This is a genomic window from Eionea flava, assembly GCF_055393785.1.
Genome location: NZ_AP036018.1, coordinates 1893778 through 1917706, shown reverse-complemented (window position 1 = coordinate 1917706; position 23929 = coordinate 1893778). Strand labels below are relative to the sequence as shown.

The window sequence follows — 23929 nt, the reverse complement described above, 5'->3', positions numbered from 1 at the left end:
TATTATTGCCTACTACGGTTGTCTGCCGGTAAAAAATAGCTGACTGCCATTGTCGCCAAAATAAAAATACCCGAAGCGATCAAGCAGGCACTTAGTCCGTGATACTGGTAGATTAAACCCGATAAAATAATGCCTATCAAGCGGCCTGCCGCATTCGCCATGTAGTAAAACCCTACATCCAATGATGCGCCTTCTTCTCGAGCATAAGCGACAATTAAGTAAGAATGCATCGACGAGTTAATCGCAAACGCGCCACCAAAAATAAATAACCCTATAACCATCAGCATGGGTTGGTTGGGGAGCTGTGTGGCAATTACCGTGACCAGTAATACACTCGCCCCCAAAAGCGCCGCCCATACTAGTAGAAGAGTACGTGCGTGTTGAGGCGATACCTGCCGAGTGATGCGCGGTGCAAGCGCTTGAATCGCGCCATAAAAGATGACCCATAAGGCCAGTGTTGTTCCGATCGCTGTGTGCCCCCAGCCTGCTTGGCTTTGTAAGAATACCGGCAAGGCGACGGCAAACCAAATATCTCTTGAGCCAAACAGAAAAAAGCGTGCACCGGATAAATAATTAACCGCAGGATGATTAGAAAAAATATCAGTAAATTTGGGTTTGCTCGCCCGCTGGGTAGCGGTTTTACGTAGCAAGCAAAGGCTGGCGATAAGCGTGAGGCTCAATAGGCCAATCATTGCGATAATCGCACCCGAAAATTCAAGTGTCGCTAGCAAGAAACCGCCTAAGAAAAATCCGACACCCTTGAGTGCATTTTTTGAGCCGGTCAGTAGGGCAACCCAGTGGTAAAGTGATGCTTGTTTTTGCTCAGTATTGTTAATGGCGTTTGTAAGCTGCTTAACGCTGCTTTTGGCGCTCATTTTATTAAGATCTTTTGCAACCCCCGAGATGGCTTGTGTCGCCATGACATATATCGCGGTCAGCATACTGGTGTCGGCCAGTAGCATTGATAGAGCAATAATCTGCAAAGCAAGCCCTGTCTGCAGGGTAATATGCAAACCCAGTCTAGCGCCGATCCAGCCGCCTAAGAGATTGGTAATCACGCCAAATAATTCATACAGCACAAACAGCATGGCAATATGCAGAGGACTAAACCCTAGCTGATGAAAATACAGTACGACCAACATACGTAAGGCGCCATCGGTGAGGGTAAATGCCCAATAGTTGGCGGTCACGACGGCATATTGGCCTATCGGCGAGGCAATGCGTGTGGTGTGTGTGCTCATAGTCTTTAGCTTATAAATCAGCCGCAACCAGCTCAGCCAGCTCGACCATGCGGTGTGCGTAACCTATCTCGTTGTCGTACCACAGCAAGAGCTTAACCTGCGTATGGTTAATCACCATTGTTGAGGGCGCATCCACAATACTAGAGCGTGTATCGTTGGTGTAATCGACCGACACGAGTGGTCGTTCTTCATAGCCTAAAATACCTGCTAATCGCCCTTTGGCGGCATCGGCTAATGCACTATTGATTTGCTCGGCAGTGACTGCTTGGTTCAGTTCAAAAACACAATCGGTGAGCGATGCATTGGTGAGCGGCACACGAATAGCGACACCATTAATACGTCCAGCCAGTTCCGGAAATATTTCTGTAATCGCAGTGGCCGACCCTGTAGTGGTCGGGATTAATGACGACCCACAGGCACGTGCACGGCGTAAATCTTTGTGATACTCGTCGAGTATGCGCTGTGTGTTAGTGAGATCATGAATAGTAGTTATCGCGCCGTGCTTAATACCAAACGTAGAATGAATCACATCAATGACGGGAGCAATGCAATTGGTCGTACACGATGCAGCGGTGACGATATTGGGCTGCTCTTCTAAGTATCGTTGCTGATTCACGCCCATCACAATATTGAGTGTGCCATCTTTGATGGGAGCGGATACCACGACCTTTTTAACGCCCGCGGCAAAATAGGGGGCGAGCGCTTCTTTGGATTTAAATTGGCCGGTGCATTCAATGACCATATCGATGCCATATTTTTCCCAATTTGTATCGCTAATAGCATGACGTTGCGAATAGCTAACGGCTTTGTCATCAATAATAATATGCTGGTTTTCGACTCGAATAGACTTATCCCAACGCCCATGAACAGAGTCAAATTCGAGCAGGTGAGCTGCAGCTGTGGCATCGCCCGCTACTTCATTAATATGCACAATCTCAAATGCCGCCGAGCTCCAAGCTGCCCGCAAAGACAGTCGTCCCATACGACCAAAACCATTGATAGCGACACGAATTGCCATTTATCTATTCCTCGTTTATTAAATGCTACGCGATAGCTTATAGCCAATGTTGCCCTTATATCACAGCTGTGTGACAAAAAAATAACAAGTTGTACGGATGCTAAATTGGCGAAAGTGGTTGTTCTTTGCTTTACTCAAGTTAATAAGAAGGGCTCTCTATTCATGAGAGCTTCTTTATTTTAGCCGAGTGAAGGATATCGAATATGTTTGACCAATTGAAGCTGCGCACTAAATTAATCGCAGGCAACGGTGCTATTTTGGGGTTGTTACTGGTGATTTCCATTACCGTGTTTATTGGAATTAACTCTCTATTAGGAAATTCTAATTGGGTTAATCATACCCATAAGGTACTCGCCAAAGCTTCGGCTATCGAGGCGGCAGCAGTTGACATGGAAACTGGCATGCGAGGCTATATGTTGGCCGGTAAAGAAGCGTTTCTTGAGCCTTACAATAGCGGGAAAAAAAGGTTTTATGCGTTGGTAGATGAATTGTCTGAAACGGTGAGTGATAACCCATCTCAGGTGAGTGTATTGAGTGAGGTGGAGCAAACAATTTCTGAATGGCAAGACAAGGTAACTGAGCCTAACATCCGGTTTCGTCGAGAGGTGGGAAAAACAAAAAGCATGGACGATGTGGCATCGCTGGTTGCTCGCGCTGAAGGTAAAAAGTACTTTGATGCATTTCGCCAGCAGATCGCTACATTTAAGGAGCGAGAAGAAGCGCTTATGTTAGCCAGGATTGATTCTCTCAGTTCTACCTCCAGTTTTGTGATCGGAGTGTCAGTTTTTGGTACGCTGCTAGCATTTATTATTGGTATAGCTGTGGTATTTTTTATGCTAAAAAGCATTATGCGGCAGCTAGGTGGCGAACCAGCATACATTGAAAAAATAGCAAGAAGTGTAGCCGCTGGAGACATCCGTTCTGACGTTACATCGGCGTCAGAAGAAAGCTCGACGGGTGTGTTAGCCGCTTTACATGATATGGTGCGTGGTCTGTCTCAAAAAGCGCACGTCGCAGAACGGCTCTCCGAGGGTGACCTTACTGTTACGGTATCACTGGCTTCGGAGCGGGATGTTTTAGGTCTATCTCTACAGAAGGTGGCAAGGAATCTCAATACGCTCTTAAGCCAAACTAAGCAGACGAGCGATGCTATTGCATCCGGTATTCACCAACTTTCCCAAGGTAGTAGACAGGTCGCTGATGGTTCTCAAGAGCAATCGACAAAATTGGATGGTATTTCAACATCATTATTACAATTAACCTCTCAGACTAATGAAAATGCTGAAAATGCCAAGCAGGCCAAAACGCTATCTGATAGCGCACAAACCGCTGCCCGTGAAGGCAGCGATGAAATGAAGAGAATGATGTCAGCAATGGAAGAAATTAATCAATCTAGTCAAGATATTGAGGGGTTTATTAAAACAATTGATGAAATTGCAGAGCAAACTAATTTGCTTGCACTCAACGCAGCGATAGAAGCTGCACGAGCGGGTGAACAAGGAAGAGGGTTTGCCGTAGTGGCAGATGAGGTACGTACACTTGCGGCAAGAAGTGCGACTACGGCTCAAGAGACATCGGATTTAATTTCTCAATCTACAGAGAGAACCAAAAAAGGTATTGAAATTGCTGATCAAACAACGCACTCCCTAGAAAATATTTTTTCTAACGTTGATGGGACTTCTCAGTTAGTGGCACAAATAGCTAATGCCTGTGGAGAGCAGGCTCAAGCGGCTGAGTATATTACAGAGAGTGTGACAGGCATTGATACGTTGAATCAGGCGAGTAATGAAAGCGCAAAACAAGCTGCTGCTACATCGTCATCTCTAGCCGAGCAATCTCAGCAGTTGAATACGATGTTGAAAAAATTTACGACGCACTAAGCGGAGTAATTATTACCGTTGGTTGAGCGGTGTCTATAATTCTTATATGGCAGTAGCTATCGCTCCCTTGCCAATCCCCTCAAAAGCCTTCACGGTAAATGTATCGTGGGGGCTTTTTGCTTTTAGTGTAGTAGCGATATGTTGGGCAATTAACTCGACCGTGCTATCGGTATCAATTAAGTCGCAATGAGCCTTGGGTAATGTGAGGGTGAAGTCCCCTTGGTCGGCACGATAAGCGAAGTGGTAGTAATCGTCTTGTTCTCTAGTGCTTGTGTTGATGAGATCGCTACGCGTGCCGATATAAATATCTCGCCACCGTGCACACCAGTCGGCTTCTAATACATCATCTCGCTTGTCATTTCGATAAATTTCTATCGTTGAGCGATGGCCGTGGGCAATACGCTGGCAATTGCCCGCATGCTTTTTCAGGCCGTGGCTGTAATGATACCAATGCTTATCGATGTTCTCAGGCGTAAACGTTAGAGCAATGCGGTCAATGGTATCGGGCAGGCATTCACGTAATTGCTTAATACACCAACTGGCGACACTTTCGGGAGTGATTTGTGTCGCATCAATTAAGCAAATAGCTTCGTTAGGCGATACGCATTGTAAATGGCTCTCTGCATATTGCCATGTCACATCGATTACTTGCTCGGTTTCTACAATCGTTGCGGCTGAAGATTTAGAGGCAACGACAAGACAGTGATCGATATAAGTATCTAGCCACTGGCGTATTGTCTTTTTTACAATACCAAAATCACAGACCATGCCTTGTTCATCAAGTGCGCCTTCCAGTGCAATGCTCGCCAGCCATGTTTCGCCAACAATGCCGCGCTGGGTATCTAAATAACTAAAATCTACATTGGTGAGGTTGTCGACGAATAGGTGCATAGCGGTATCTTCAGTAGTGCAAAAAGCCGCCATGATATAGCAGTTAAGGGTTTTGCGGTAGGTGGCGTTAGGGATATGTCGGTCAGTCTATAGCCGTCTTAAATATGAATATTCGATTCGGTTTGCTTTTGTAGTCTTATTAGACCGTTTTGATAAAGTGTGATTCAGTTCACGCAAGTGTCACCTCATACACTGTTCTTATCGCAGGATCTCGCTATGATTAAAAAACGATCAATTTTGTTTGTAGAGTAAACGCCCAGAGGTATCGGTTTGAACACTTCATTAAACACTTCATCGAATAATACGAGATTCAATAGAGACGCTTGGAACTATTTTCTTCAGCAAATTGATGCGCAAGTAGAAGGCAACTTTTTATCGCTCGCCGCAGAGTATGAATCGATAATGGGGCGTCCGTTTCAAGTTCCTCAATCACCACAAGTTTTATTTTCTATGTTGCAGCAAGCGATGATGAGTGAGAATAAGCTGTTGTTAACCGATACGGTAGACTTAATCGGCCAATTACCCCAGCAACTACAGGCAGAGTTTGCTTTATATAGTCGTCATCATCCAGATGGCAATGTGGGTGAATCACAGCATCACGAACGCCGTCACCGCCACACTAATACTGCCGCTCACACACAGCAAGTGGCTAAAAAACTATGGGACATGCTACACCTTAATCGCATAGCATAGCCATGGCTTTCCGGCTACTTTCCACGCTTCCCTCTCCGACTCCCCTCTAAGATGCTTGGTTACGATATTGCTCATATCGCTTTAAGACTTTTTTTACGTATTCTTGAGTTTCTTTAAAGGGTGGTATGCGATTATTGTAGCGTTTTACTGCGTTTTCTCCGGCATTATAAGCCGCTAAAGCAAGTGTTAAATCATCATTAAATAGGCGTAATAATAATTTAAGGTATGTCGTGCCGCCTCTAATATTATCGACAGGATCAAATGCATCAGCGACGCGAAAGCGGTTAGCCGTGGCAGGCATTAACTGCATTAAGCCTTGTGCGCCAGCACTAGAGACTGCTGATGGATTATAGGCAGACTCGACAAAAATAACCGCATGAATTAAATGTTCAGATAGGCCATGCTGTTTTGCCATTCTTTCTACAGTTTTAGCATAGCGGCGTTGATGGTTTTTACTCGATAAGCGTTTAGCAACTTCCCAGCCTCTTGCTGTTTTTTCTAAGCGAATATAGCCACTGTGTTTGGGGGTGTCTGTAAGTAATAAACGGCCTTTGGGATCAATATAGCGGTAAATGTCGGTTGCTATAGCGCTACTCATACCGACAAAAAATAGGCTAATGGACAATAGAATGTTAAAAGCGATGAATAAATGAGCATGCATAGTTTGCTAACACTGCGACTAATGTAAAGAGGTGTACTATTCAGTATAGGCAGAGGATCTGCACACGTCGTTTTATTTGGACGTACTTTTAAGAATGAATGTTTACCATTATTTATCGCAAATTTACACAGAAGCTCACGAACAGCTCTTGAAACTTAGCGCTAAACTCTCCATAATCCACGCCCTGTTGAGTAGACGCATGTTTGTTCGACAGCCGTTATGGAGAGCCTAGCTGGTGCCTTCGCAATGACTATCTGTAAACTCCGCCAGGCCCGGAAGGGAGCAACGGTAGCAGTGCTGTTATGTGCCGGAGCGTGGCTGGTTAGGCTTTCCACCTTATTTTTCCTCGTATTCCTTTCTATCATTCCGTCGACATCGGTTTTATCTCTATCTAGGCGCCGTCGTGGTTAGCTGTTCTGCTTGGCTTCCGTTATAATCCCTGTCTATTTTTGTTACCACCCATCGATAAGAAGCAGCCTATATCATGAGTTACCAAGTTCTCGCTCGCAAGTGGCGCCCACGTACTTTCCGCGAAATGGTAGGGCAGGAGCATGTGTTGCAAGCGCTGATTAACGCGCTTGATCACGACCGATTGCACCATGCTTACTTGTTTACAGGGACGCGCGGTGTTGGTAAAACGACCATTGCTCGCATATTAGCTAAATGCTTGAATTGCGAAGTGGGGGTGAGTTCGGTGCCCTGTAACGAGTGCAGTTCGTGTGTCGAAATTAATGAAGGGCGCTTTGTTGATTTAATCGAAGTGGATGCGGCTTCTCGTACCAAAGTAGAAGATACCCGTGAGTTACTGGAAAACGTGCAGTACGCGCCAACGCGTGGTCGTTATAAAGTGTACTTGATCGATGAAGTACATATGCTCTCTAACAGCAGTTTTAACGCATTGTTAAAAACCTTAGAAGAGCCCCCGCCGCATGTTAAATTTCTCTTAGCTACCACTGATCCGCAAAAATTACCCGTGACTATCTTGTCGCGTTGTTTGCAATTTAATCTCAAAAACATGAACCCAGAGCGCATTGTGTCGCACTTGCAGTTTGTGCTTGAAAAAGAAATGGTACCCTTCGAAGATGCCGGTTTATGGCAGCTAGCTCGTTCAGCCGATGGAAGTATGCGAGATGCCTTGAGCTTGACCGACCAGTCTATTGCTTTTGGTGATGGAAAAATCACCGATAACGACGTGCGTGTGATGCTCGGTACCATTGACCAATCGTTGGTGTATGACGTACTTAATGGTTTGATTGCCGAAGATATACAACAAATCTTAACAGCGGTGGCGAACTTATCAGAACATGCTCCCGATTATAGTGCGGCACTAGCGGAGTTAATAGCCACATTACATCGCATTGCTATCGCACAGGCGTTGCCAGAGGCAGTAGATAATAGCCAAGGGGATCGCCAACAAATTTATGACTTTGCTCAAGCGATCAGTGCCGAAAATGTGCAGCTGTATTATCAAACTGCACTATTAGGCCGCCGTGACTTGCCGTTAGTACCCGATCCACGTAGTGGCTTTGAAATGGTGTTGTTGCGTATGCTGGCCTTTAAGCCGCAGGGTGTTAATCACCTGCCCAAAGCAGGCTTGGCGGCTCAAGCAGCGGATGGTGCGCCTTCGGTAAAAAACGTATCTGATCAGCAAAAAGAGGCAGTGGTAGAGACGGCGGTAGAAAATAGTCACGCGAACGAACCGCAGGCTGTGGTTAATCATAGTGTTGATGATAACGGCACTGAAAATAGCCATGCCAATACAGACATAGTCGATAGCCAATCGCCTAATCATGTTCAAGCCCCGCAAATACCCGAAGCATCACACGAAAACCCAATATCTAGTGAGCCATTATCACCATCTATACAAACCCAAACCGCAGTGGCCACTCCAGAAGATGAATATTTTTCTAGTGTAGCCGAGACCGCTCAAGAGCAGGCGCCGATGACCGGAGGTGAACCGCCGGTAAAAAAGTCTGAAGCTGCCACAGCGGTGGCAGAATCTTTAGCTGCAACAATAGAGCCATCAGCGGAAAGTGAAGAGCAGTCAGTAGATAGTAAAAGGCCATCAACAGAAAGTGAAGCAACAGCAGAGGACAGCGAAGAACCATCAACGGATAACGATGAGCCTTCCGCAGAAAGTCACGCCTCCTCATCGATAGAAAAAGCACCTGCGGCGCGTGCCCCTAAAATCTCATGGAGTGCGCTTAACGCAGAGACATGGTTTATCGTATATAACGGCATCGATACAGGGGGCTTGCTGCAAAGCACCGTCGCCAATTGTGCGCTCACCGAATGGGGTAGTCCGCATTTAACCTTTATTTTAGATCATCAGCAGAGCACTCTTTACGACACAAAGCACCAGCAGTATTTAGCTGATCTACTAAGCGATTACTTTGGTCAGCCCATTGATGTGACCATTACATTGGGAGATGTTCCCTACGAAACCCCCTCGCAAATTGTTATTCGACAGCGACAGGAACGACAAGCACAAGCCGAAGCCGCCATTGCAAGTGACCCGGTTGTGCAGCAATTACAAGAAACCATGGGCGGGCATATTGTGCCCGAATCGATTAAACCCATTGATTAAATCAGACAGAAAAAAGACAGCGAGTGAACTATGAAAGGCCTTGGCGATATGATGAAGCAGGCGCAAGCCATGCAAGAAAACATGCAAAAAATGCAAGAAGAACTAGCCAATAAAACGGTTAACGGTGAGTCTGGTGCAGGCATGGTCACCGTTACCATGAATGGTCGTCACGATGTTAAAAACGTGACGATTGATCCATCATTATTAACCGAAGAAAAAACCATTCTAGAAGATTTACTCGCTGCTGCCGTTAATGATGCAGTGCGTAAAGTCGAGCAAGAAAATAAAAATATGATGGGTGATTTAGCCAGTGGTTTTCAAATGCCACCGAGTTTTAAGATGCCCTTTTGATTGTCAGGCGATTAATTATTATCGATAACTATAGGCCGCAATGTGTTTAGTCCATTAATTGACGAGTTAATTCATTCCTTGTGTTGCTTGCCCGGTGTTGGGCGAAAATCGGCGCAGCGTATGGCCTTGCATTTGCTCGAGCGCGACCCCGAAGGGGCAGGGCGGTTAGTGGGGGCTCTAGATAAAGCGATAGAAAAAGTGAGTCGTTGCCAGCGCTGCCGCATCTTAACTGAGCAGCCTATTTGCTATATTTGTAGTAACCCCAAGCGCAGCACCGGCGTGCTATGCGTGGTTGAAACCCCGGCGGATGTCGTCGCCATCGAGCAGTCGGGTATTTATCAGGGTAAGTATTTTGTACTTAACGGCCGTCTTTCTCCCATTGATGGTATTGGCCCTAATGAGTTGGGCTTATCGCAACTGTTTGAGCAATTGCGCAGCGAACAGCCTACGGTACCGGTAGATGGTGATATGAACGATGCGCAGCAGGGTGCAGAGCTACCGATAACAGAGTTAATTTTAGCCACTAACCCAACCGTAGAGGGCGAAGCAACCGCCTATTATATTGCTGAACAAGCTCGCCAATGCGGGATTACCGTTTCTCGTATCGCTCACGGAGTCCCTTTAGGTGGCGAACTGGAATATATTGATGGCGGTACATTAACTCACGCATTTTCTAGTCGTCGCACCATGTAATTTATATATGTAGTGTATATTTGGTAGTTTACTTCTTTTGGTATTTTAATGACCTTACAACATACGCCTTTACCCTTAAGTACTGCCCCCGATATTGATTACCAATGGATCGAAACCGATGCGGCATTGGTTGAGCTGTGCAAGCGTTTAGCAACGCAGCGCGCCATTGCTTTAGATACAGAATTTGTGCGCACTCGCACCTATTACCCGCACATTGGTTTGTTACAAATTGCGGATCAGGACGGTGTTTACCTGATCGATCCACTAACAATGAGTAATACACAAGCGATTGCGGATATTTTAAAAAATCCGAATATTGTTAAAGTGGTACATGCCTGTTCAGAAGATTTAGAAGTGTTTCAGCATGCCTTTGGTGTACTGCCCGAATCGTTATTTGATACACAAATAGCCGCCGGTTTTGCTGGTTTTGGTTCATCAATTGGTTATGCTAATTTGCTACGTGAAATCAAACAGATTGATATTCCGAAACAAGAAACGCGTTCGGATTGGTTGCAGCGGCCATTAAGCGATGCGCAATTGCGTTATGCCGCTTTGGATGTTGAGTACTTATTAGAAATCTATCATGGCCTAACCGAGCAGTTGCGTAAGCTAGGACGATTATCGTGGGCTGAAGCCGATTGTTTGGCTATTGTTAACAAGCTGCGTAATACGCATCACGAAAATACCTATTACACACGTATTAAATCTGCATGGAAGTTAGATGCAGAACAACTAACCGTTCTAGCCGCTATTTGCCGTTGGCGTGAAGAACGCGCAAAGCAAAAAGATTTACCTCGTGGTCGTATTTTAAAAGACCCCACTTTATTTGATATAGCGTCTAAACTGCCAATGGATAGCTCGCAACTATTGCGCATACAGGAAATGCCATCGCGCTTTGTAGAAACATCGGGTAATGAATTGCTAACCGTTATTATCGATACATTAAATGATACAGGTTATTACAAAGAACTACTCGATAGACCGTTAACGCCCGAGCAAAATGCGACGTTTAAACAACTGAAGGCCATCGTTAGAAAAGAAGCCGATGCCTTATCTTTACCACCCGAATTGCTCGTGCGTAAAAAGGATTACGAAGCCCTTATTCGCTCGGCACCGAAGTATTATTTACCCGAATCGTTAACGACGTGGCGACAAGCCGTGATCGGCGATCGCTTATTGCAATACATGGTATCGCTTTAATCATTCTTTGCTCTCACCGTTCAACACAGTAAACACTAAGACATAAAAAATATGAAACGTATTTGTTCAATTTTTCGCTGCTCTAAAAAAGAAGGCATGTATTTATATATCGATAAAGCGGCAGGTATAGAAAGTATTCCCGATAACTTGCGTCGCCAAGTGGGCGAACTCGAATTAGCGATGACATTGATGATCGACGAAAATAAAAAACTTGCCCGTGCTAATGCGAAAGATATACTCGTCTCTATTAGCGACAATGGATTTTATTTGCAAATGCCACCGACACTTCACAGTGCGGCTGATCAAGAAATGCAAACCGTACGTGATAAAAATAGCAAGCTGTAGTGTGTAAGCAACGTTAATCTTAGGTGATGATATGCAAGCAGATATGGCCCCTTTTTGGAAAACCAAAAGCTTTACCCAAATGAGTTCGCAGGAGTGGGAATCACTCTGTGATGGTTGTGGTAAATGTTGCTTGCATAAACTCGAAGATGAAGACGATGGCGAAGTGTATTACACCGATGTGTCTTGCCAGTACCTAGACGATAATACCTGCCGCTGCAAAGATTACACGCATCGCCTCACACTCGTTCCTGAGTGTTTGCAGCTACGCCCACAAGATGTCGAACATTTTCATTGGCTACCCAAAACCTGCTCTTATCGCTTATTAGCAGAAGGTGACGACTTACCTTTATGGCATCACCTATTATCTGGTCAGCCTGATTTGATTCATCAATTAGGTTTTTCCGTAAAAGGGCGTACGGTAAATGAAAAGACAATCAGCGAAGACGACTACCAAGAGCGTGTTATTCAGTGGATTGAATAGCACGCAATAACAGTCAAAAATTATTCAAACTATAGGGTTTAGCAGAGCCAACCTTAAACAACACTAATGTAAATAAATAGCAGCGACAAAAAAGAGACAATCCCAATGGCAGAATTTCAAGAATACAGCGCATCATGGTTACTATATGGTATTGCCGTTATCGGCTTACTTGCCGTTACATGGCGTATTAGCCAATGGATTCGCTTCTCCTACTTGCGTGGCATTGTACTTGTCACTGCCGCTGTACTATTCCTCACCCCCGTAGTGGCAGAAAACAGCTACTGGGCACCCGCATGGATCGTTGCCGTACTAGAACTACTCTTTAGCGACTTAGAAACCATTTTGCCTATACTACGTATGCTACTAATCGTCTGGCTCGTCGCACTTATTAGCTACACCGTTATCAAACTCGTTTTCTTGCGTAAACCGAAAGAGAAAAAGAAAAAAGTTAGTGTGTATTAGTAGGTACAAGTGCTGGTTTTTTATCAATAATAATAAAAATGAACAGCCCTTCTACTTCTCATCTTTAATGTCTTAAGGTACGGAGTGTCACTTTAAATTGCACTTGCGTAAAGAATAGTTCTAATTTTTGACTTGATTACTGGCTTGATGTTGAATAGACAGAGATAGGCGTCTAAGCGACGTGTTTTAATGTGTAGATTTGGTGTTTTTAAAAGCGTCAGGTCTACGTCCAATAAGTTGTTAGCTTTCAGGAGAAAGTCATGGATTTTATGGAAACATCAGAAAATGAAGTTCTTAAGATTGCCAATCCCATTATGGATAATCTTATGGAGGCTTCAACCAATATAGATTATGAAGCTCATATTCGAGATTATTATAAGCCTATCCCTGAACTTTTTACAAAAGAGAAGTTTGAGAAGGATTGCGCGGAATATCAAGTACGAGACGGGGTTTTTACTACCCGTGAGTATTTGGGGTTAACCAGAAATTCTGATTTTATAAATATTTACTGGAAGCAAAAATATTCTAAAGCTGTTGGTGAACATTTGGCTATTTTAACTCTCGTCATGCAAAATAATAAACTGGTAGCGCTTAGGGCATTTGTAGATCAATGGCAACCAAAAAGCTAACAAAGCTGTCAATCGGACATTTTTTGCTTCGCTCCGTTTTGGTGTGGCTTCGCTACTTTACACCAAAACTCCACTACACAAAAAATGCCCATTACAGCGGCGTTAGGCGTTAATGTGCATCGAAGGAAAGTGGTATGAAAATTCTATATTTGGTGGTAGCGATGTTGATATTTTCAGTGAATGCTACTGCTGAAGAATCCTCAGGTGATCGGGAGATTCTGAAAAATAATATCGCACAACTTAACGATGAACTTGAATCTTTAAAGTTAGGGCTAAATAGCCTAAACGAACAAGTCAAGCAGTCTGATAAAAGAGCTGAAGTGAATTCGGCCGACCTAAAAACTAATTTATTTAGAGTTGAGAAAAATACTCGAGAGCAGATTGCACGAATAGACAAAGAGTTTGAAGGAACAAATAATCAAATCGAATCCGTTGAGGCGTCTGTAAACAAAATCACATTAGCTTGGTCTCACTCTTCGGATATCGCCAAGCTAGGTGCAATAGTGCTTCTTTCAGGTCTCCTAATTGAGATTATTGGTGCCACAGTTTTGGCTGGCACACACTTGGTAACTGAACAAAAAGAGGTATATACGCTTAAATCTACGCCTCCTTCTAACGATTTGAGCATGACTGACGTCAACTCTGAGCCACGAATAGACTTTCTAGGGTCAATTGCTAGCTTCATGTTGTTTTCAGGTTTTGTTCTGCAATTTACAGGCACAATTCTAGTATTATCGCTGCCTGCATGGCTTGCAGTTACGATGGTCATGTTGGCCATAATTCCCGGCACGCTCGTAATTTACTATCTTCTCGGGCAGAGCTATAACCAATCTAGAAAGGAAAAAATAAAGATCATCTTTAAGAATGTTAAAAGAAATTTAACACCTTCATTTAGTGCCAAATGTGAAATATGCTCAAAAAGTCTGAAGTTCGATGAGTCATATGTTTTTTGGAGTAAAGAGCTTAATTCAGAAAAGCATCCATATTTGCATACTCCTTACAATATGCATTTGGGGCACAAAGGCTGCTTGGAATCAAGCGGCAAGTACGAACAGCCAAAGGGCAGGCATCAGGAGCAAGAAGAAATCGAGCTGCATCAAAAAAACGTGGCTGAATTTATTAAGCAAGATGTTCCAGCAATGAAAAACTGGTGGTCTGAATATCGTAGGCATTGGGCAGAAAGAAGAAATAGTGAAGAAAGTATCAGCTTCAGTGAATATACGTTTAATCAGCTATTGCGAGAAATAGATAAACTTAAGCCTAACAAACACCTGCACAGCGACCATCTTTCCGCTCCTTCGTCGCTGCAAGATGGCGCGTGAGGTGGGCGTTACAACTCTTATAGTTAACGTTTAATATTTCGGTAAAAATTTTCGTGAGAGCCAAGGGCCATTAATGTAAGTATTAATGTACCATCATCGAAGCTGTAGCCTAGAAGGGTAAGCTGTTTATTCATTTTAAATTTATATACACGTAAAAACGCTAAGTTGCCTTTCTTTCGCTCTCCGAGAGTAGGTTCGTCCATTAAAGCTTTAATGGCATCATCCAACTCTTTCTTTTGTTTTGATTTTAGCTTCTTAACCACTTTTTTAAAGGTTGGTGTTTGTAAAACGACTTTTACCTTAGTCAAAACTATAATTCTCCAACTTTCCTGCTTCGCGCTCGGCTTCAGCAATAATGGCCTGTTTTACAAACTCATAAGGTAAATCGGGGTTATCCTCCATTATTTCGCCAATTTTTGCCCAATGTTCAATTTGTTTGGGGGGCGTGCGGTTAAGTGCTTTGGCCATTATGGTGGCTTTTTCAATCAAGCTTTGGTCTAATCGTATGCTATTACTAGCCATTTGTACTTCCTCGTTGGCATATATAGCTAGATTGTAGCAATGTGCCACAGTTGAGGCAAGTTGTAACAAGGTGTTTAAATCGCCTTCGGCTGGGACGGCAAAAAGCAGCACGCCCCATATTTGGGCGTTAAATGCCTGAAAAAAGAAAATCGACAGAATTGATAATATCCGTTCTATTTAATGAAAGTGATCCTTGTTTATTTTTTAAAAATGCAACAGACACTGTAGTAATTTGGTATGTCAGTAGATAAAAAAACTCATCATTAATTTCAACCGCGGGACAAATATTATTCGGCAGGCCTCTATCCGGTCTCACATTTGTTAAAGGTATCACAACGCGGCTATTTAGTACCTCAAGGAGGTCTGTTTGTATATCAACAAAATAGGGGTAAGCTTGATTGGTATCGCTATCGGTATTTTGATATACATCAAACTGTAGCATCAAAAACCTCTATGTTTATCTGCAAATAAGCCATTTTCATTGGCTAAGGTGTTGCAATTTTCAAGTGCAGTTTTATTTTGCTTAAGCCACTTATCGCGTGCACTTTCTCGCACTGCGGTTTCTAATGCTTCTTCCAATGTTGCAGACAGATTTATGTCTAAATCTTTAGCTTTAGCGAGTAAGCTGCTGTTTATGCTCAAGTTTGCTGCTTTTTTAGGTGCTTTTCTATCATATAGCATATTCATTGCGGGTACCTTATGCGCAAAGTTGATGCGCAAATTCTACCTGCAGGCACTTAGCAAGGCAATATAGTCAGACAAATTTTCCGTTGCTCCTTTTAGAAAATTTGGTCAATTGCTACCATTTAACAGCCATGGGGCATCTCTACGCTCTGTTATAGAATCTGAGTTAGAAGAAGCTCATGAGTTTTGTACATTTTTTAAAAGTATTTACAAGCGTTTGTAACTAGATAGGTAGGATATTATGAATCAGTTACAGCAAGTATTATTAATCTGAATTTAATATTCTAACGAATTCTTAATTAAAATATGAACAGCAAACAAGCCAAATTTACACTCTTTCTCTACACCATCGTAAAAATTCATTCTTCTTATCAGGGTAATTACCAAGCTTAAATTTGCTAATGTATCGTCGAGCTGTTTAATGTAGGCTCACGTGGATTAACCAAAAGGGTTGTAATATTACTTACGGTTCAGTTCCGGTTATGGCTAGCGAACCCTTTTCAATCCTATAGCATGCCTTTCATTATGAATGACTAATGAGAGGCAGCTATGATAAATCATCCGTATAACTTTACAGAGTTACATCAACAAGAAGACATATTATTACTCCCTAATACTTGGGATACCTTATCGGCGGTGATTTTAGAGCAAGCCGGTTTTAAAGCCATAGGGACAACCAGTTGGGGTATGGCTAACGCAAAAGGTTATACAGATGGAGAAAATATTCGCTTTCAGGATGTTTTTTGTTCCGTAAACGAAATGGTTAATACCGTTAAGATACCGGTAGGTGTTGATATTGAGTCTGGCTTTTCTACTCATGTTCGTGGCATTGTCGATAATGTTTTGCAGCTTGCCGATATTGGCGTGGCAGGTATTAACATTGAAGATTCTTTAAAGGGCGTTTCAAAGCTTAGAGACGTGAAAGAGCATTGTCAGAATTTGGAGAAAATTCGTCATGCGCTTGATATGCGTGGTTACAGCCAATTTTTTATCAATGCGAGAACCGATACCTACTTGCAACAAGGCGGTTCAAAAACAGACACAATAGCGCGTGCTAAGGCTTACGTTAATAGCGGTGTTAATGGTATTTTTGTGCCGGGTATTAGCGATGAGGACGATATTCGTCAGTTGGTTCAAACGGTGAATATTCCGGTTAATGTGATGTCGTTACCCTCACTTACGGATGTAAGTCGTTTACACTCCTTAGGTGTTAAACGCTTTAGTTTAGGTAATAGTTTATCTGATGCCGCGATTGCTTATATAGAAAAGCAGGCAAACGCATTACGTTCGACATTGTCGTCAAGCCACTTATACCTAGCTACCCCACCAGTTACTCAATTTATTACACAGTAGCTATGGTTATTTCGTCGTTTTTTATTTCTATTTTTTGCCAAGTGTAAGCTGTCTTTTTCGTAAGCTAGGCACTTAATAATGAACTAAGCTCTCTCTATCAACTCTGAATGAGTAGATTGTTGTTATGAACATTAATTTTGAGAGACACATGATGAAATTATCGAATTACTTTGTTGTTTTAGTGTTTGCACTTGTCACAAGTTTATTTTCTGTGGCTTCTTTTGCACAAACCGTGTCATCGGGAGTGTTACAACCCGCTTTTAGTTCTTGGGGTAAAAAATCGGTGGTGGGGTCGTGGCAGATTGTCGAAGAGGAAGGGCAGCATTTTATTGTATTGGGCGATGACTTTTCAGCGAAAGAGGGACCCGATGTAAAAGTCTTTCTTTCGCCTAAACCAGCAAATGAGATTGAAGGGAGCAATGCGACTGATGGCAGTTTGTATGTAACACAAATTACACGCTTTAAAGGCCAATACCGTATAGCAATACCTAAAACTGCCACTCTTGATGAGTATCAATCGTTGGTTTTTCATTGTGAAGAGTTTAGTAAGTTGTGGGGCACTAGCGCGCTACGATAAGTGATAAGCCTGTGTAGTGTAGGGGTGGCTAATACCGCTTTAGGCCGCTAGCGACGCGAACGCGGTGATGTGTTGTGATTTGCCGGTGATGGTGTTGAGGGTGGTGTTGGTGCGATTGAATGAAACTCCCCATCCGCCGGTGGTGTTCTAGGTCTAGCATGCCCTGATGTGCCTAATACGGCTAGAGCCTCATCTACGCGTGCTGATTCTGTATCAGTTCCTAGCCTTCGTCCTGCTGCTCTGTTAATTGCGGATGCGGCATGTGAGGCCGCACCCGGTGCCAGCGCGTCTACTGCCGTTGTTACAACACCGCCAACGGCTTTCCCGATATTTTCACGCATTTGTGCATCTCGTGTAGCGGATCGCTGTGTGAGATGTGAGTCTCCAACCTCATATTGCCTGACATGGTCAATAGCTTGCCTTGAGGCATGCGCTTCATAGGCCGCTTTAGAACGTGCGCCGGTTGTGAGTGCAGCAGTAGCCGCACCCACAAAGGGCGCTGCTGGTGCGCCCGGTGTAAAACCAAGAACAGCGGTAGTAACGCCTCCCACAGCACCACCCACCTTAGCTACAGTTTCTGCGCGTGCAGCGCTATCATCATGCTCTCCCATGCCTCCAATCATACGTCTATCCGCTTGCTCAATGGATTCCAGCATCGCCGCTCTTCTTTGTGTTTCTGGAGATCCGGGGCGTAATCTTCGCATTAGAGGCCCTCGGCCTTTCAAGTCGATCGCTTTTTGTGCTTGCTCTCTTGTGGTGGGTATCGGCGAATACGAACGCCGATAGTCGTCACTCGGTTCAGCTTCTGCTAGCACATTGTGGTCAATAGGAGGGAGGGGTACACGAGGTGGTGTTGGCGGTTCTGGTGTTGGTGGGCTAGGCGGTGGGCTAGGTCTGGCAATAGGAGGTAATAGCGGCACGCCTACGGAAATGTCAGACAGGCTAATATCGCTTGCAGATGAAGTTGTACTGGTGGTTGATGTCGCTGATCCTGGTCGACTCGGACTCGGACTCGGACTCGGACTCGGACTCGGACTCGGACTCGGACTCGGACTCGGACTCCGACTCGGACTCGGACTTACCATTGGTGGAAATGGCTCAGGTGTCGGTGGTCTTGGCGGCGGTGTGCGTCCTCTGGGCGGTGGTGGCATGGGTTGAAGATGCGCGCGCTTACCCGACCCGCTTGATACTTGGCTTCCACCATACAACGGTTCAGCGGCTTGAAATGAAGAGCCTGTATCCGCAAAAATACGTTTAGATGCTCTGACGTCGGCGTGACTCGGCCCGTAACCATTACGTTGCTGGCTTTGTTCGCGCGGAGATGGTCGAGGTTTGGAGGAAAATGAACGGCCTCTGCCACCACGGCCTGTTCGTGGGTCGCTCATGAGTAGTTGACTATAAAAATATTTTGCATGTTAGTTCTTTAGCAATAAAGATACCAAAGCGATAGAGCGTAATGACAATTTAGTATGAGTGTAATAGCGCACCATGGCAGGTTAAATAATGAAATACTACAAGCAAGTCTATAGCCTACAGGGTAATTACTGCCCCGCTTTTAGTCCCCATGCGGGTCAAGCGTATTCTTAAAGTGAAAGGGATAACAGTTTTTTATCACCTAAAAAATAAAGTAGAGTTAAATACGACAGACGGCCTCTTTTCCTCGGAGAGCGAGCTCTTTCATGGAATTTTTTCTCTTTTCGCGCGTGAGAAAGCTGTTGTCCTATTGACTGTTCCATATGCTCTAGATTCCTATATGCGGCCATGCAGTTCCAGCTCTCTTAGCGTATCTTGTGCAGGGTCATAGGCATTAACGGTATAGTTAATACCCAATGCTAATGCGATACTGTTGGTATAGCGTATACAAATGGATTGCCCTAACGCATATTTTCCAATATACGCTCTAGATGGCGTATTTTTTTCGATTAGCTTGTCAAAATCTTCTTGAGACATGACCCCTTGATCAACTAAGTAGTGAACTTGCTGAAAGCGAGAAAAAACATCGTCGGCAATCATTTTGGCTAGTGCGTCGTACTTCATTTTTTCTTGCTTAATCTTCTTGTTAATTTCTTGGCGTAAAACAAAGTCAATGTCTGCGGGTGTATTTAGCGGAATATGAGGCGTTTTTGTTTGTTTACTGAACATATAAATTATTCCTTTAGCATCTACAATAGTAGACTCGTCTGCTATTGTAGATATATGATTTATATAGTTTTTTTGCGAAAAGTAATGGATTTATAGCTTTGTGTAATATACTTTAGGTGCCATTATGTTTTAAAGTCATTGATAAGAATAGTCTTATGAAAAAAGTTATTGATATTGAGCGCTATAAAAATAAAGTCTACTTAGAGCTATGTTTGGATCTTGTAGAAGATGCATATCAATCACTGCAAAAAGGACGATATGATTATGTTGAAAGCCAGTTAAAAGATATTTTAGAAATATTTGATCGGGATACGCTAAAAAACGATAGGGTAGATTTTATTCATCAAGTCTTGCCCTTTACGCCTCCAGATAATCGGTAAGTAAAGTACATTCTCCTCTCTACTAAAATTACTACCTCAGAATCACTAAAATATTTCTCGTTAAACAGGGCATGCTGTTCGCCTTGCCTTCATTGCTAAACCCTTATTTCCTGCTATACCTAAAGTAAGATTATTCTACTTTCGTATGCTTGTAAGGCTGTGCTCGTTTGGTTTTGTATAGGTGGCACTCAATACAACGTTTTAAATGACTATCCACTAATTTGAGTTTATTTAAAGGCGGAAGTAGTACGGCAAGATCAACAATATAGGATCGTGATGTACGTGAAGAATGTTAGTGAGGGCGTAGTTTGTATCACTCCGTGGTGTCGGTATGTTTTACCGTTACTGCTATTTCTGTTTGTGTCTATGTCACATGCGCAGGCCCCAGAAGCTAATTCACCATCGGATGTTCGTTTGGTGATTGATATTTCTGGAAGTATGAAAAAAAATGATCCGCAAAATTTACGCCGCCCCGCATTAGATATGTTGGTGCAGTTATTACCTGAGGGCAGTAAGGCGGGTATTTGGACGTTTGGGCAATATGTGAATATGTTAGTACCCCATAAGCCGGTAACAACGGCGTGGGGAAGACAGGCAACAGCGTCCTCTTCTGAAATTCGTTCCATTGCGCAATTCACTAATATAGGTGCAGCTTTAAAGAAAGCGGCTTACGATCACAAACAGTTATTGAATGGTAATGCTAATTATCAAACACATGTTATTTTATTAACCGATGGTATGGTTGATATTGATCGTGATAATGCTCGCAATATTATAGAGCGGCAGAGAATTTTAGATGATGTGTTGCCGCTGTATCAGCAAGCGGGCATCGCTTTGCATACTATTGCATTGTCTGATAATGCAGATAAAAAATTGCTGAACCAGCTCGCTTTAGGAACAGACGCTAAAGTTGCAGTGGCGAAAAATGCTGAAGAGTTAATGAGCGTTTTTTTACAGGTGTTTAATCAGGCTGTACCGCTAGAAACCGTGGCTTTTGATGGAGAGACGTTTGCGGTTGATTCAAGCATTGAAGAATTTACGGCACTCATTTTTCGTCAGGGTAATGCCAAAGCAACCACTGTTGTAGCACCTGATGGTGTGTCTTATGATAAAAATACGCAAGATAAAAATGTACGTTGGTACCATACGGAGCAATATGACTTAATTACGGTTAAACAGCCAATTGAAGGTGAGTGGGGCGTATCGGCAGATGTTGCTCCGCAAAGCCGCGTGACAGTCGTTAGTGATTTGAGTGTTGCCGTAAAGTCTATGCCAACAAATATTGCTGTCGACGAAGTCATACAAACATCTCTCGCTTTACGCGAAGAAAATGCCATTATTACTCGGAGTGAGTTTTTAGAGTTATTAACAATTACCGCTAATATTACGTCTGACACGGGTAATACGTGGTCTCAAAAGCTGTCGTCTAGTCAGGCGCCTAGTGATGGTATTTATTCTGCGACATTTAATCAATTCTCTCAGCAGGGTGATTATACGATTGACTTTGTTGTCGAAGGAAAAACGTTTAATCGGCAGTATTCTCATTTGTTATCGGTGCGCACCCCATTTTCGGTGGACTCTGATAAGTCAAAAACGGATGGCTTAACCACTTATACGGTTGAAGTTATTTCGCAATCGCCTACGGTTGATGTCAGTCAGACAACGGTTACGGGTATTGTTGAAGCTCCGTCGGGGAGTATTAATACTTTACGCTTTGATCAACAGAATGATGGCTCGTGGCTGCTCAATATCCCCGTAAAAGAAAGTGGCGATTATCTCGTTGATATTCGCGTTAATAGTACCGATAACCAAGGCGTACGTGAAAAAATCACCTTGGAGCCTCTGCGCCTATCGCTTAATGATGATATTTTTACGTCACCCCCTCCTATTGTTGAGTCTGTAGTCGAACCTCCGGTGGTAGAAAATAAACCGCCCGTTGAAGAGCCAACTGTAGAGCCTGCTACTGAGGAGACGCCGGTTCAAGAAGATAATTCAACCGAAGAAAAAACAGATTATAGCCAATATATATTGTATGGCATTATTGGCTTTATTAATCTTTTGATCATTATTATTGGTTATATAATTTATCGTAAATTATTTAAAAAGCCTTCTGCTGATGATGATAGTGAAAATGATGACGCATCGGAGAAAGCAGAAGAAGATCCCTTTGCTGAACCTCCAATGGATGAAATGGCGGTTGATGAACTATTAGAAGATGAGCTTTCTGAAGAGAGTTTGCCGGAAGAAAGTGTGCCAGAAGAGATGCCTGAAGCTGAGCCATTAGACGATGATGAAGAGCTAGAAGGTGATCTTGATGATTTGTCTGACACGTCTGCGGATGATGCGATGGCTGCTGCACTCACAGACGCAGAAGATAGTGAAGATGATGACGATATTCCTGATTTTTCTTTAGATGATTTTGCGCCTGAAAACTTAGAAGAAGACGAGCTTAATGAAGAGCTCGATCTCGACGAAGAAGAAAGTAAAAATTAGCCAGCGCCGTATCTAATAATCGTTCTGTTTTCTTATTTCTCGATTCCTTATACAATACCACCACTTGAATCAATAAAAATTATAAAGTGGGTAGCGTATGGAATTGGCCAAATTATTACTCGATTATATTAAAACACTTATCTGGCCGGTTATATTACTCGTCATTATTTTTTCTTACGAAAAAGAAGTGGTGGGCTTATTCGAGAATCGAGAAATTGATGCCTTTGGCTTAAAAATTGGCGCAAGAATCGAAGACTTCTCGAATAATTATGAAAACGAAATTAGAGCTTTGAAAGCGGCTATTGCTAAAACCGAAAATAACGATGCCTTGATTAAAAAGGTAGAAGCTATAGAAAAGAATGCGTCACGTGAATTGGCGCAGGTTCAGCAATCATCGACGAATATAAAGCTAATTGAAAATCGTTCGGTATCTAAACTTGCTGCCTCTACTGCGGAGCGTGCGGGTTTTCAAGCTATTTTAGACCGCAATATTGATGTGGCGATTAGTCAATTTCAGTCGGCTCGTAAGATATGGCCTGAATATCATAATGTTGCCGAGTTAGAAAAAGTACTCTCTAATAATAAGCAAAATTTAACTAACGAAAATGCTTGGATTGATTTAGAGCAGCTCATATTACAGAAGTATTCTTGGGGTATGCCAGAGGATATTCGCCGCCGTTTTAACCGATAGTATTTAATCAGCAGTCTGCCGTTACTACTGTCACCGTGCAGCTAGGGGAGCCAAAAGAGTCATATATTACGTAGCAGCCTTGATTAGTAGGAACAGAAAACCCCGGGATGTCATATCCTACTAGAGTGTATTGATTGTTTAGCTCAGCGCTTAAACCGCCCGCTGTATTTAGGTTAATAAAGTCAATCATGGTCATTCTATCGCCTAATTCGGCGACGCTTTCAGGGCATAAATTACGCCAATCTATTTCCGAACTCAAACCGTCAAAATCAATAATAAGATCAGACTGATTACCCGGGTTACTATCTGCAGCGGTGAGCCCTTGAGTAATTGCTTTCGCCCTAACTAGAGTAATTGCCGAATTCATTGCGCCTTCAACACCCTGCAGTGCAGCGATCTTAGCCGAGCTACCAAGATCTAAAAATCGTGGAACGGCTACCGCGCTTAGCACACCTAAAATCACAATAACCGACATAAGTTCGATAAGCGTAAAGCCTTGGTGGTTTTTTACATTAATAGCCTTCAATGTTGACCTTTCATATGTTTAATAGAGACCTTTGCACGAAAACCATTTCGCTCTCATGCGGCGTTAAAAATGTACTCAATCGGTCATTTATCATGCATAAACTCCCT

The 23929-nt window shown here is 43.3% G+C and carries 27 protein-coding genes and 1 other RNA gene; 17 read left to right on the top strand and 11 right to left on the bottom strand.

The genetic code is table 11. The features are described from left to right. Nucleotides 1–2: 2 nt before the first annotated feature. Nucleotides 3–1241, bottom strand: coding sequence for an organoarsenical effux MFS transporter ArsJ (arsJ, locus tag ACZ5O6_RS08360; RefSeq protein WP_447092932.1), 1239 nt, complete (start codon nucleotides 1239–1241; stop codon nucleotides 3–5). Between the two features lie 10 nt (nucleotides 1242–1251). After that, complete coding sequence (locus ACZ5O6_RS08355; protein ID WP_447092933.1) at nucleotides 1252–2259, bottom strand: ArsJ-associated glyceraldehyde-3-phosphate dehydrogenase; 1008 nt, start codon at nucleotides 2257–2259, stop codon at nucleotides 1252–1254. 203 nt (nucleotides 2260–2462) lie between these two features. On the opposite strand from ACZ5O6_RS08355, the gene ACZ5O6_RS08350 reads away from it, so the two are divergent. Next, nucleotides 2463–4139 (top strand): methyl-accepting chemotaxis protein, encoded by a 1677-nt coding sequence (locus tag ACZ5O6_RS08350; RefSeq protein WP_447092934.1) that lies wholly within the window; start codon nucleotides 2463–2465, stop codon nucleotides 4137–4139. Between the two features lie 42 nt (nucleotides 4140–4181). On the opposite strand, the gene ACZ5O6_RS08345 is transcribed toward ACZ5O6_RS08350, so the two are convergent. After that, a complete protein-coding gene (locus ACZ5O6_RS08345; RefSeq protein WP_447092935.1) occupies nucleotides 4182–5030 on the bottom strand; it encodes a 6-carboxytetrahydropterin synthase in 849 nt (282 codons plus the stop codon). A 270-nt stretch (nucleotides 5031–5300) separates the two neighbouring features. Between ACZ5O6_RS08345 and ACZ5O6_RS08340 the strand changes: the two genes are divergently transcribed. Then, entirely contained in the window at nucleotides 5301–5723 is a 423-nt protein-coding gene (locus ACZ5O6_RS08340; protein ID WP_447092936.1) for a hypothetical protein, read from the top strand. 46 nt (nucleotides 5724–5769) lie between these two features. Here ACZ5O6_RS08340 and ACZ5O6_RS08335 read toward each other — a convergent pair whose 3' ends face one another. Continuing rightward, on the bottom strand, nucleotides 5770–6384 hold the full coding sequence (locus tag ACZ5O6_RS08335) for a lytic transglycosylase domain-containing protein (RefSeq protein WP_447092937.1): 615 nt from the start codon (nucleotides 6382–6384) through the stop codon (nucleotides 5770–5772). Between the two features lie 230 nt (nucleotides 6385–6614). Here ACZ5O6_RS08335 and ffs point away from each other — a divergent pair. The 10 genes from ffs to ACZ5O6_RS08285 all read left to right on the top strand — a co-directional run bounded on the left by ffs (nucleotide 6615) and on the right by ACZ5O6_RS08285 (nucleotide 14454). Next, nucleotides 6615–6711: signal recognition particle sRNA small type (ffs, locus tag ACZ5O6_RS08330), an RNA gene on the top strand. 157 nt (nucleotides 6712–6868) lie between these two features. Continuing rightward, on the top strand, nucleotides 6869–8971 hold the full coding sequence (gene dnaX / locus ACZ5O6_RS08325; RefSeq protein WP_447092938.1) for a DNA polymerase III subunit gamma/tau: 2103 nt from the start codon (nucleotides 6869–6871) through the stop codon (nucleotides 8969–8971). Between the two features lie 30 nt (nucleotides 8972–9001). Then, nucleotides 9002–9322 carry a YbaB/EbfC family nucleoid-associated protein gene (locus tag ACZ5O6_RS08320; RefSeq protein ID WP_447092939.1) on the top strand — a complete coding sequence of 107 codons (321 nt, stop codon included), beginning with the start codon at nucleotides 9002–9004 and terminating at the stop codon, nucleotides 9320–9322. A 42-nt stretch (nucleotides 9323–9364) separates the two neighbouring features. Next, on the top strand, nucleotides 9365–10015 hold the full coding sequence (locus tag ACZ5O6_RS08315; RefSeq protein WP_447092940.1) for a recombination mediator RecR: 651 nt from the start codon (nucleotides 9365–9367) through the stop codon (nucleotides 10013–10015). A gap of 48 nt (nucleotides 10016–10063) precedes the next feature. Further along, a complete protein-coding gene (rnd, locus tag ACZ5O6_RS08310) occupies nucleotides 10064–11215 on the top strand; it encodes a ribonuclease D (RefSeq protein ID WP_447092941.1) in 1152 nt (383 codons plus the stop codon). Between the two features lie 51 nt (nucleotides 11216–11266). Then, nucleotides 11267–11560: a YcgL domain-containing protein gene (locus tag ACZ5O6_RS08305; RefSeq protein ID WP_447092942.1), complete on the top strand. Its 294-nt coding sequence runs from the start codon at nucleotides 11267–11269 to the stop codon at nucleotides 11558–11560. A 31-nt stretch (nucleotides 11561–11591) separates the two neighbouring features. Continuing rightward, entirely contained in the window at nucleotides 11592–12041 is a 450-nt protein-coding gene (locus tag ACZ5O6_RS08300; RefSeq protein ID WP_447092943.1) for a YcgN family cysteine cluster protein, read from the top strand. A gap of 105 nt (nucleotides 12042–12146) precedes the next feature. Further along, entirely contained in the window at nucleotides 12147–12503 is a 357-nt protein-coding gene (locus tag ACZ5O6_RS08295) for a hypothetical protein (protein WP_447092944.1), read from the top strand. 269 nt (nucleotides 12504–12772) lie between these two features. Continuing rightward, a complete protein-coding gene (locus ACZ5O6_RS08290) occupies nucleotides 12773–13132 on the top strand; it encodes a hypothetical protein (protein ID WP_464283501.1) in 360 nt (119 codons plus the stop codon). Between the two features lie 134 nt (nucleotides 13133–13266). After that, a complete protein-coding gene (locus tag ACZ5O6_RS08285) occupies nucleotides 13267–14454 on the top strand; it encodes a coiled-coil domain-containing protein (RefSeq protein WP_447092946.1) in 1188 nt (395 codons plus the stop codon). Nucleotides 14455–14477: 23 nt separating this feature from the next. Here the strand turns inward: ACZ5O6_RS08285 and ACZ5O6_RS08280 are convergent, their stop codons facing one another. From ACZ5O6_RS08280 to ACZ5O6_RS08265, 4 genes are all read right to left on the bottom strand, one after another. Then, a complete protein-coding gene (locus ACZ5O6_RS08280; RefSeq protein WP_447092947.1) occupies nucleotides 14478–14762 on the bottom strand; it encodes a type II toxin-antitoxin system RelE/ParE family toxin in 285 nt (94 codons plus the stop codon). Next, nucleotides 14755–14976: a TA system antitoxin ParD family protein gene (locus ACZ5O6_RS08275; protein ID WP_447092948.1), complete on the bottom strand. Its 222-nt coding sequence runs from the start codon at nucleotides 14974–14976 to the stop codon at nucleotides 14755–14757. Before ACZ5O6_RS08275 ends, ACZ5O6_RS08280 begins: the two co-directional genes overlap by 8 nt. A 127-nt stretch (nucleotides 14977–15103) precedes the next feature. Beyond that, nucleotides 15104–15418 carry a CcdB family protein gene (locus ACZ5O6_RS08270; protein WP_447092949.1) on the bottom strand — a complete coding sequence of 105 codons (315 nt, stop codon included), beginning with the start codon at nucleotides 15416–15418 and terminating at the stop codon, nucleotides 15104–15106. Then, nucleotides 15418–15663, bottom strand: a complete 246-nt coding sequence (locus tag ACZ5O6_RS08265; RefSeq protein WP_447092950.1) for a type II toxin-antitoxin system CcdA family antitoxin — start codon at nucleotides 15661–15663, stop codon at nucleotides 15418–15420. Before ACZ5O6_RS08265 ends, ACZ5O6_RS08270 begins: the two co-directional genes overlap by 1 nt. A gap of 546 nt (nucleotides 15664–16209) precedes the next feature. On the opposite strand from ACZ5O6_RS08265, the gene ACZ5O6_RS08260 reads away from it, so the two are divergent. Both ACZ5O6_RS08260 and ACZ5O6_RS08255 read left to right on the top strand, forming a co-directional pair. Then, on the top strand, nucleotides 16210–17013 hold the full coding sequence (locus tag ACZ5O6_RS08260) for an isocitrate lyase/PEP mutase family protein (protein WP_447092951.1): 804 nt from the start codon (nucleotides 16210–16212) through the stop codon (nucleotides 17011–17013). Between the two features lie 148 nt (nucleotides 17014–17161). Further along, nucleotides 17162–17590 (top strand): DM13 domain-containing protein, encoded by a 429-nt coding sequence (locus ACZ5O6_RS08255; RefSeq protein WP_447092952.1) that lies wholly within the window; start codon nucleotides 17162–17164, stop codon nucleotides 17588–17590. A gap of 47 nt (nucleotides 17591–17637) precedes the next feature. On the opposite strand, the gene ACZ5O6_RS08250 is transcribed toward ACZ5O6_RS08255, so the two are convergent. Then, the gene (locus ACZ5O6_RS08250) at nucleotides 17638–18975 is read right to left on the bottom strand and encodes a hypothetical protein (protein WP_447092953.1); all 1338 of its coding nucleotides are present in this window, start codon (nucleotides 18973–18975) and stop codon (nucleotides 17638–17640) included. A gap of 364 nt (nucleotides 18976–19339) precedes the next feature. Continuing rightward, nucleotides 19340–19732, bottom strand: a complete 393-nt coding sequence (locus tag ACZ5O6_RS08245) for a hypothetical protein (protein ID WP_447092954.1) — start codon at nucleotides 19730–19732, stop codon at nucleotides 19340–19342. Nucleotides 19733–19887: 155 nt separating this feature from the next. Here ACZ5O6_RS08245 and ACZ5O6_RS08240 point away from each other — a divergent pair, with 155 nt between their 5' ends. The 3 genes from ACZ5O6_RS08240 to ACZ5O6_RS08230 all read left to right on the top strand — a co-directional run bounded on the left by ACZ5O6_RS08240 (nucleotide 19888) and on the right by ACZ5O6_RS08230 (nucleotide 23296). Next, entirely contained in the window at nucleotides 19888–20112 is a 225-nt protein-coding gene (locus tag ACZ5O6_RS08240) for a hypothetical protein (protein ID WP_447092955.1), read from the top strand. 276 nt (nucleotides 20113–20388) lie between these two features. Continuing rightward, nucleotides 20389–22605 carry a VWA domain-containing protein gene (locus ACZ5O6_RS08235; RefSeq protein ID WP_447092956.1) on the top strand — a complete coding sequence of 739 codons (2217 nt, stop codon included), beginning with the start codon at nucleotides 20389–20391 and terminating at the stop codon, nucleotides 22603–22605. A gap of 97 nt (nucleotides 22606–22702) precedes the next feature. Beyond that, nucleotides 22703–23296, top strand: coding sequence for a hypothetical protein (locus ACZ5O6_RS08230; protein ID WP_447092957.1), 594 nt, complete (start codon nucleotides 22703–22705; stop codon nucleotides 23294–23296). Between the two features lie 7 nt (nucleotides 23297–23303). Here ACZ5O6_RS08230 and ACZ5O6_RS08225 read toward each other — a convergent pair whose 3' ends face one another. Further along, complete coding sequence (locus ACZ5O6_RS08225; RefSeq protein ID WP_447092958.1) at nucleotides 23304–23822, bottom strand: pilus assembly FimT family protein; 519 nt, start codon at nucleotides 23820–23822, stop codon at nucleotides 23304–23306. Between the last annotated feature and the right edge of the window lie 107 nt (nucleotides 23823–23929).

Excerpts from the sequence above, each read along its gene's own strand:
- arsJ (WP_447092932.1), bottom strand. The coding sequence starts at position 1,241 with ATGAGCACACACACCACACGCATTGCCTCGCCGATAGGCCAATATGCC.
- rnd (WP_447092941.1), top strand. The coding sequence starts at position 10,064 with ATGACCTTACAACATACGCCTTTACCCTTAAGTACTGCCCCCGATATT.
- ACZ5O6_RS08290 (WP_464283501.1), top strand. The coding sequence starts at position 12,773 with ATGGAAACATCAGAAAATGAAGTTCTTAAGATTGCCAATCCCATTATG.
- dnaX (WP_447092938.1), top strand. The coding sequence starts at position 6,869 with ATGAGTTACCAAGTTCTCGCTCGCAAGTGGCGCCCACGTACTTTCCGC.
- ACZ5O6_RS08320 (WP_447092939.1), top strand. The coding sequence starts at position 9,002 with ATGAAAGGCCTTGGCGATATGATGAAGCAGGCGCAAGCCATGCAAGAA.
- ACZ5O6_RS08255 (WP_447092952.1), top strand. The coding sequence starts at position 17,162 with ATGATGAAATTATCGAATTACTTTGTTGTTTTAGTGTTTGCACTTGTC.
- ACZ5O6_RS08245 (WP_447092954.1), bottom strand. The coding sequence starts at position 19,732 with ATGTTCAGTAAACAAACAAAAACGCCTCATATTCCGCTAAATACACCC.
- ACZ5O6_RS08285 (WP_447092946.1), top strand. The coding sequence starts at position 13,267 with ATGAAAATTCTATATTTGGTGGTAGCGATGTTGATATTTTCAGTGAAT.
- ACZ5O6_RS08275 (WP_447092948.1), bottom strand. The coding sequence starts at position 14,976 with ATGGCTAGTAATAGCATACGATTAGACCAAAGCTTGATTGAAAAAGCC.
- ACZ5O6_RS08265 (WP_447092950.1), bottom strand. The coding sequence starts at position 15,663 with ATGAATATGCTATATGATAGAAAAGCACCTAAAAAAGCAGCAAACTTG.
- ACZ5O6_RS08240 (WP_447092955.1), top strand. The coding sequence starts at position 19,888 with ATGAAAAAAGTTATTGATATTGAGCGCTATAAAAATAAAGTCTACTTA.
- ACZ5O6_RS08295 (WP_447092944.1), top strand. The coding sequence starts at position 12,147 with ATGGCAGAATTTCAAGAATACAGCGCATCATGGTTACTATATGGTATT.
- ACZ5O6_RS08335 (WP_447092937.1), bottom strand. The coding sequence starts at position 6,384 with ATGCATGCTCATTTATTCATCGCTTTTAACATTCTATTGTCCATTAGC.
- ACZ5O6_RS08300 (WP_447092943.1), top strand. The coding sequence starts at position 11,592 with ATGCAAGCAGATATGGCCCCTTTTTGGAAAACCAAAAGCTTTACCCAA.
- ACZ5O6_RS08350 (WP_447092934.1), top strand. The coding sequence starts at position 2,463 with ATGTTTGACCAATTGAAGCTGCGCACTAAATTAATCGCAGGCAACGGT.
- ACZ5O6_RS08345 (WP_447092935.1), bottom strand. The coding sequence starts at position 5,030 with ATGCACCTATTCGTCGACAACCTCACCAATGTAGATTTTAGTTATTTA.
- ACZ5O6_RS08230 (WP_447092957.1), top strand. The coding sequence starts at position 22,703 with ATGGAATTGGCCAAATTATTACTCGATTATATTAAAACACTTATCTGG.
- ACZ5O6_RS08355 (WP_447092933.1), bottom strand. The coding sequence starts at position 2,259 with ATGGCAATTCGTGTCGCTATCAATGGTTTTGGTCGTATGGGACGACTG.
- ACZ5O6_RS08235 (WP_447092956.1), top strand. The coding sequence starts at position 20,389 with ATGTACGTGAAGAATGTTAGTGAGGGCGTAGTTTGTATCACTCCGTGG.
- ACZ5O6_RS08270 (WP_447092949.1), bottom strand. The coding sequence starts at position 15,418 with ATGCTACAGTTTGATGTATATCAAAATACCGATAGCGATACCAATCAA.
- ACZ5O6_RS08305 (WP_447092942.1), top strand. The coding sequence starts at position 11,267 with ATGAAACGTATTTGTTCAATTTTTCGCTGCTCTAAAAAAGAAGGCATG.
- ACZ5O6_RS08250 (WP_447092953.1), bottom strand. The coding sequence starts at position 18,975 with ATGAGCGACCCACGAACAGGCCGTGGTGGCAGAGGCCGTTCATTTTCC.
- ACZ5O6_RS08260 (WP_447092951.1), top strand. The coding sequence starts at position 16,210 with ATGATAAATCATCCGTATAACTTTACAGAGTTACATCAACAAGAAGAC.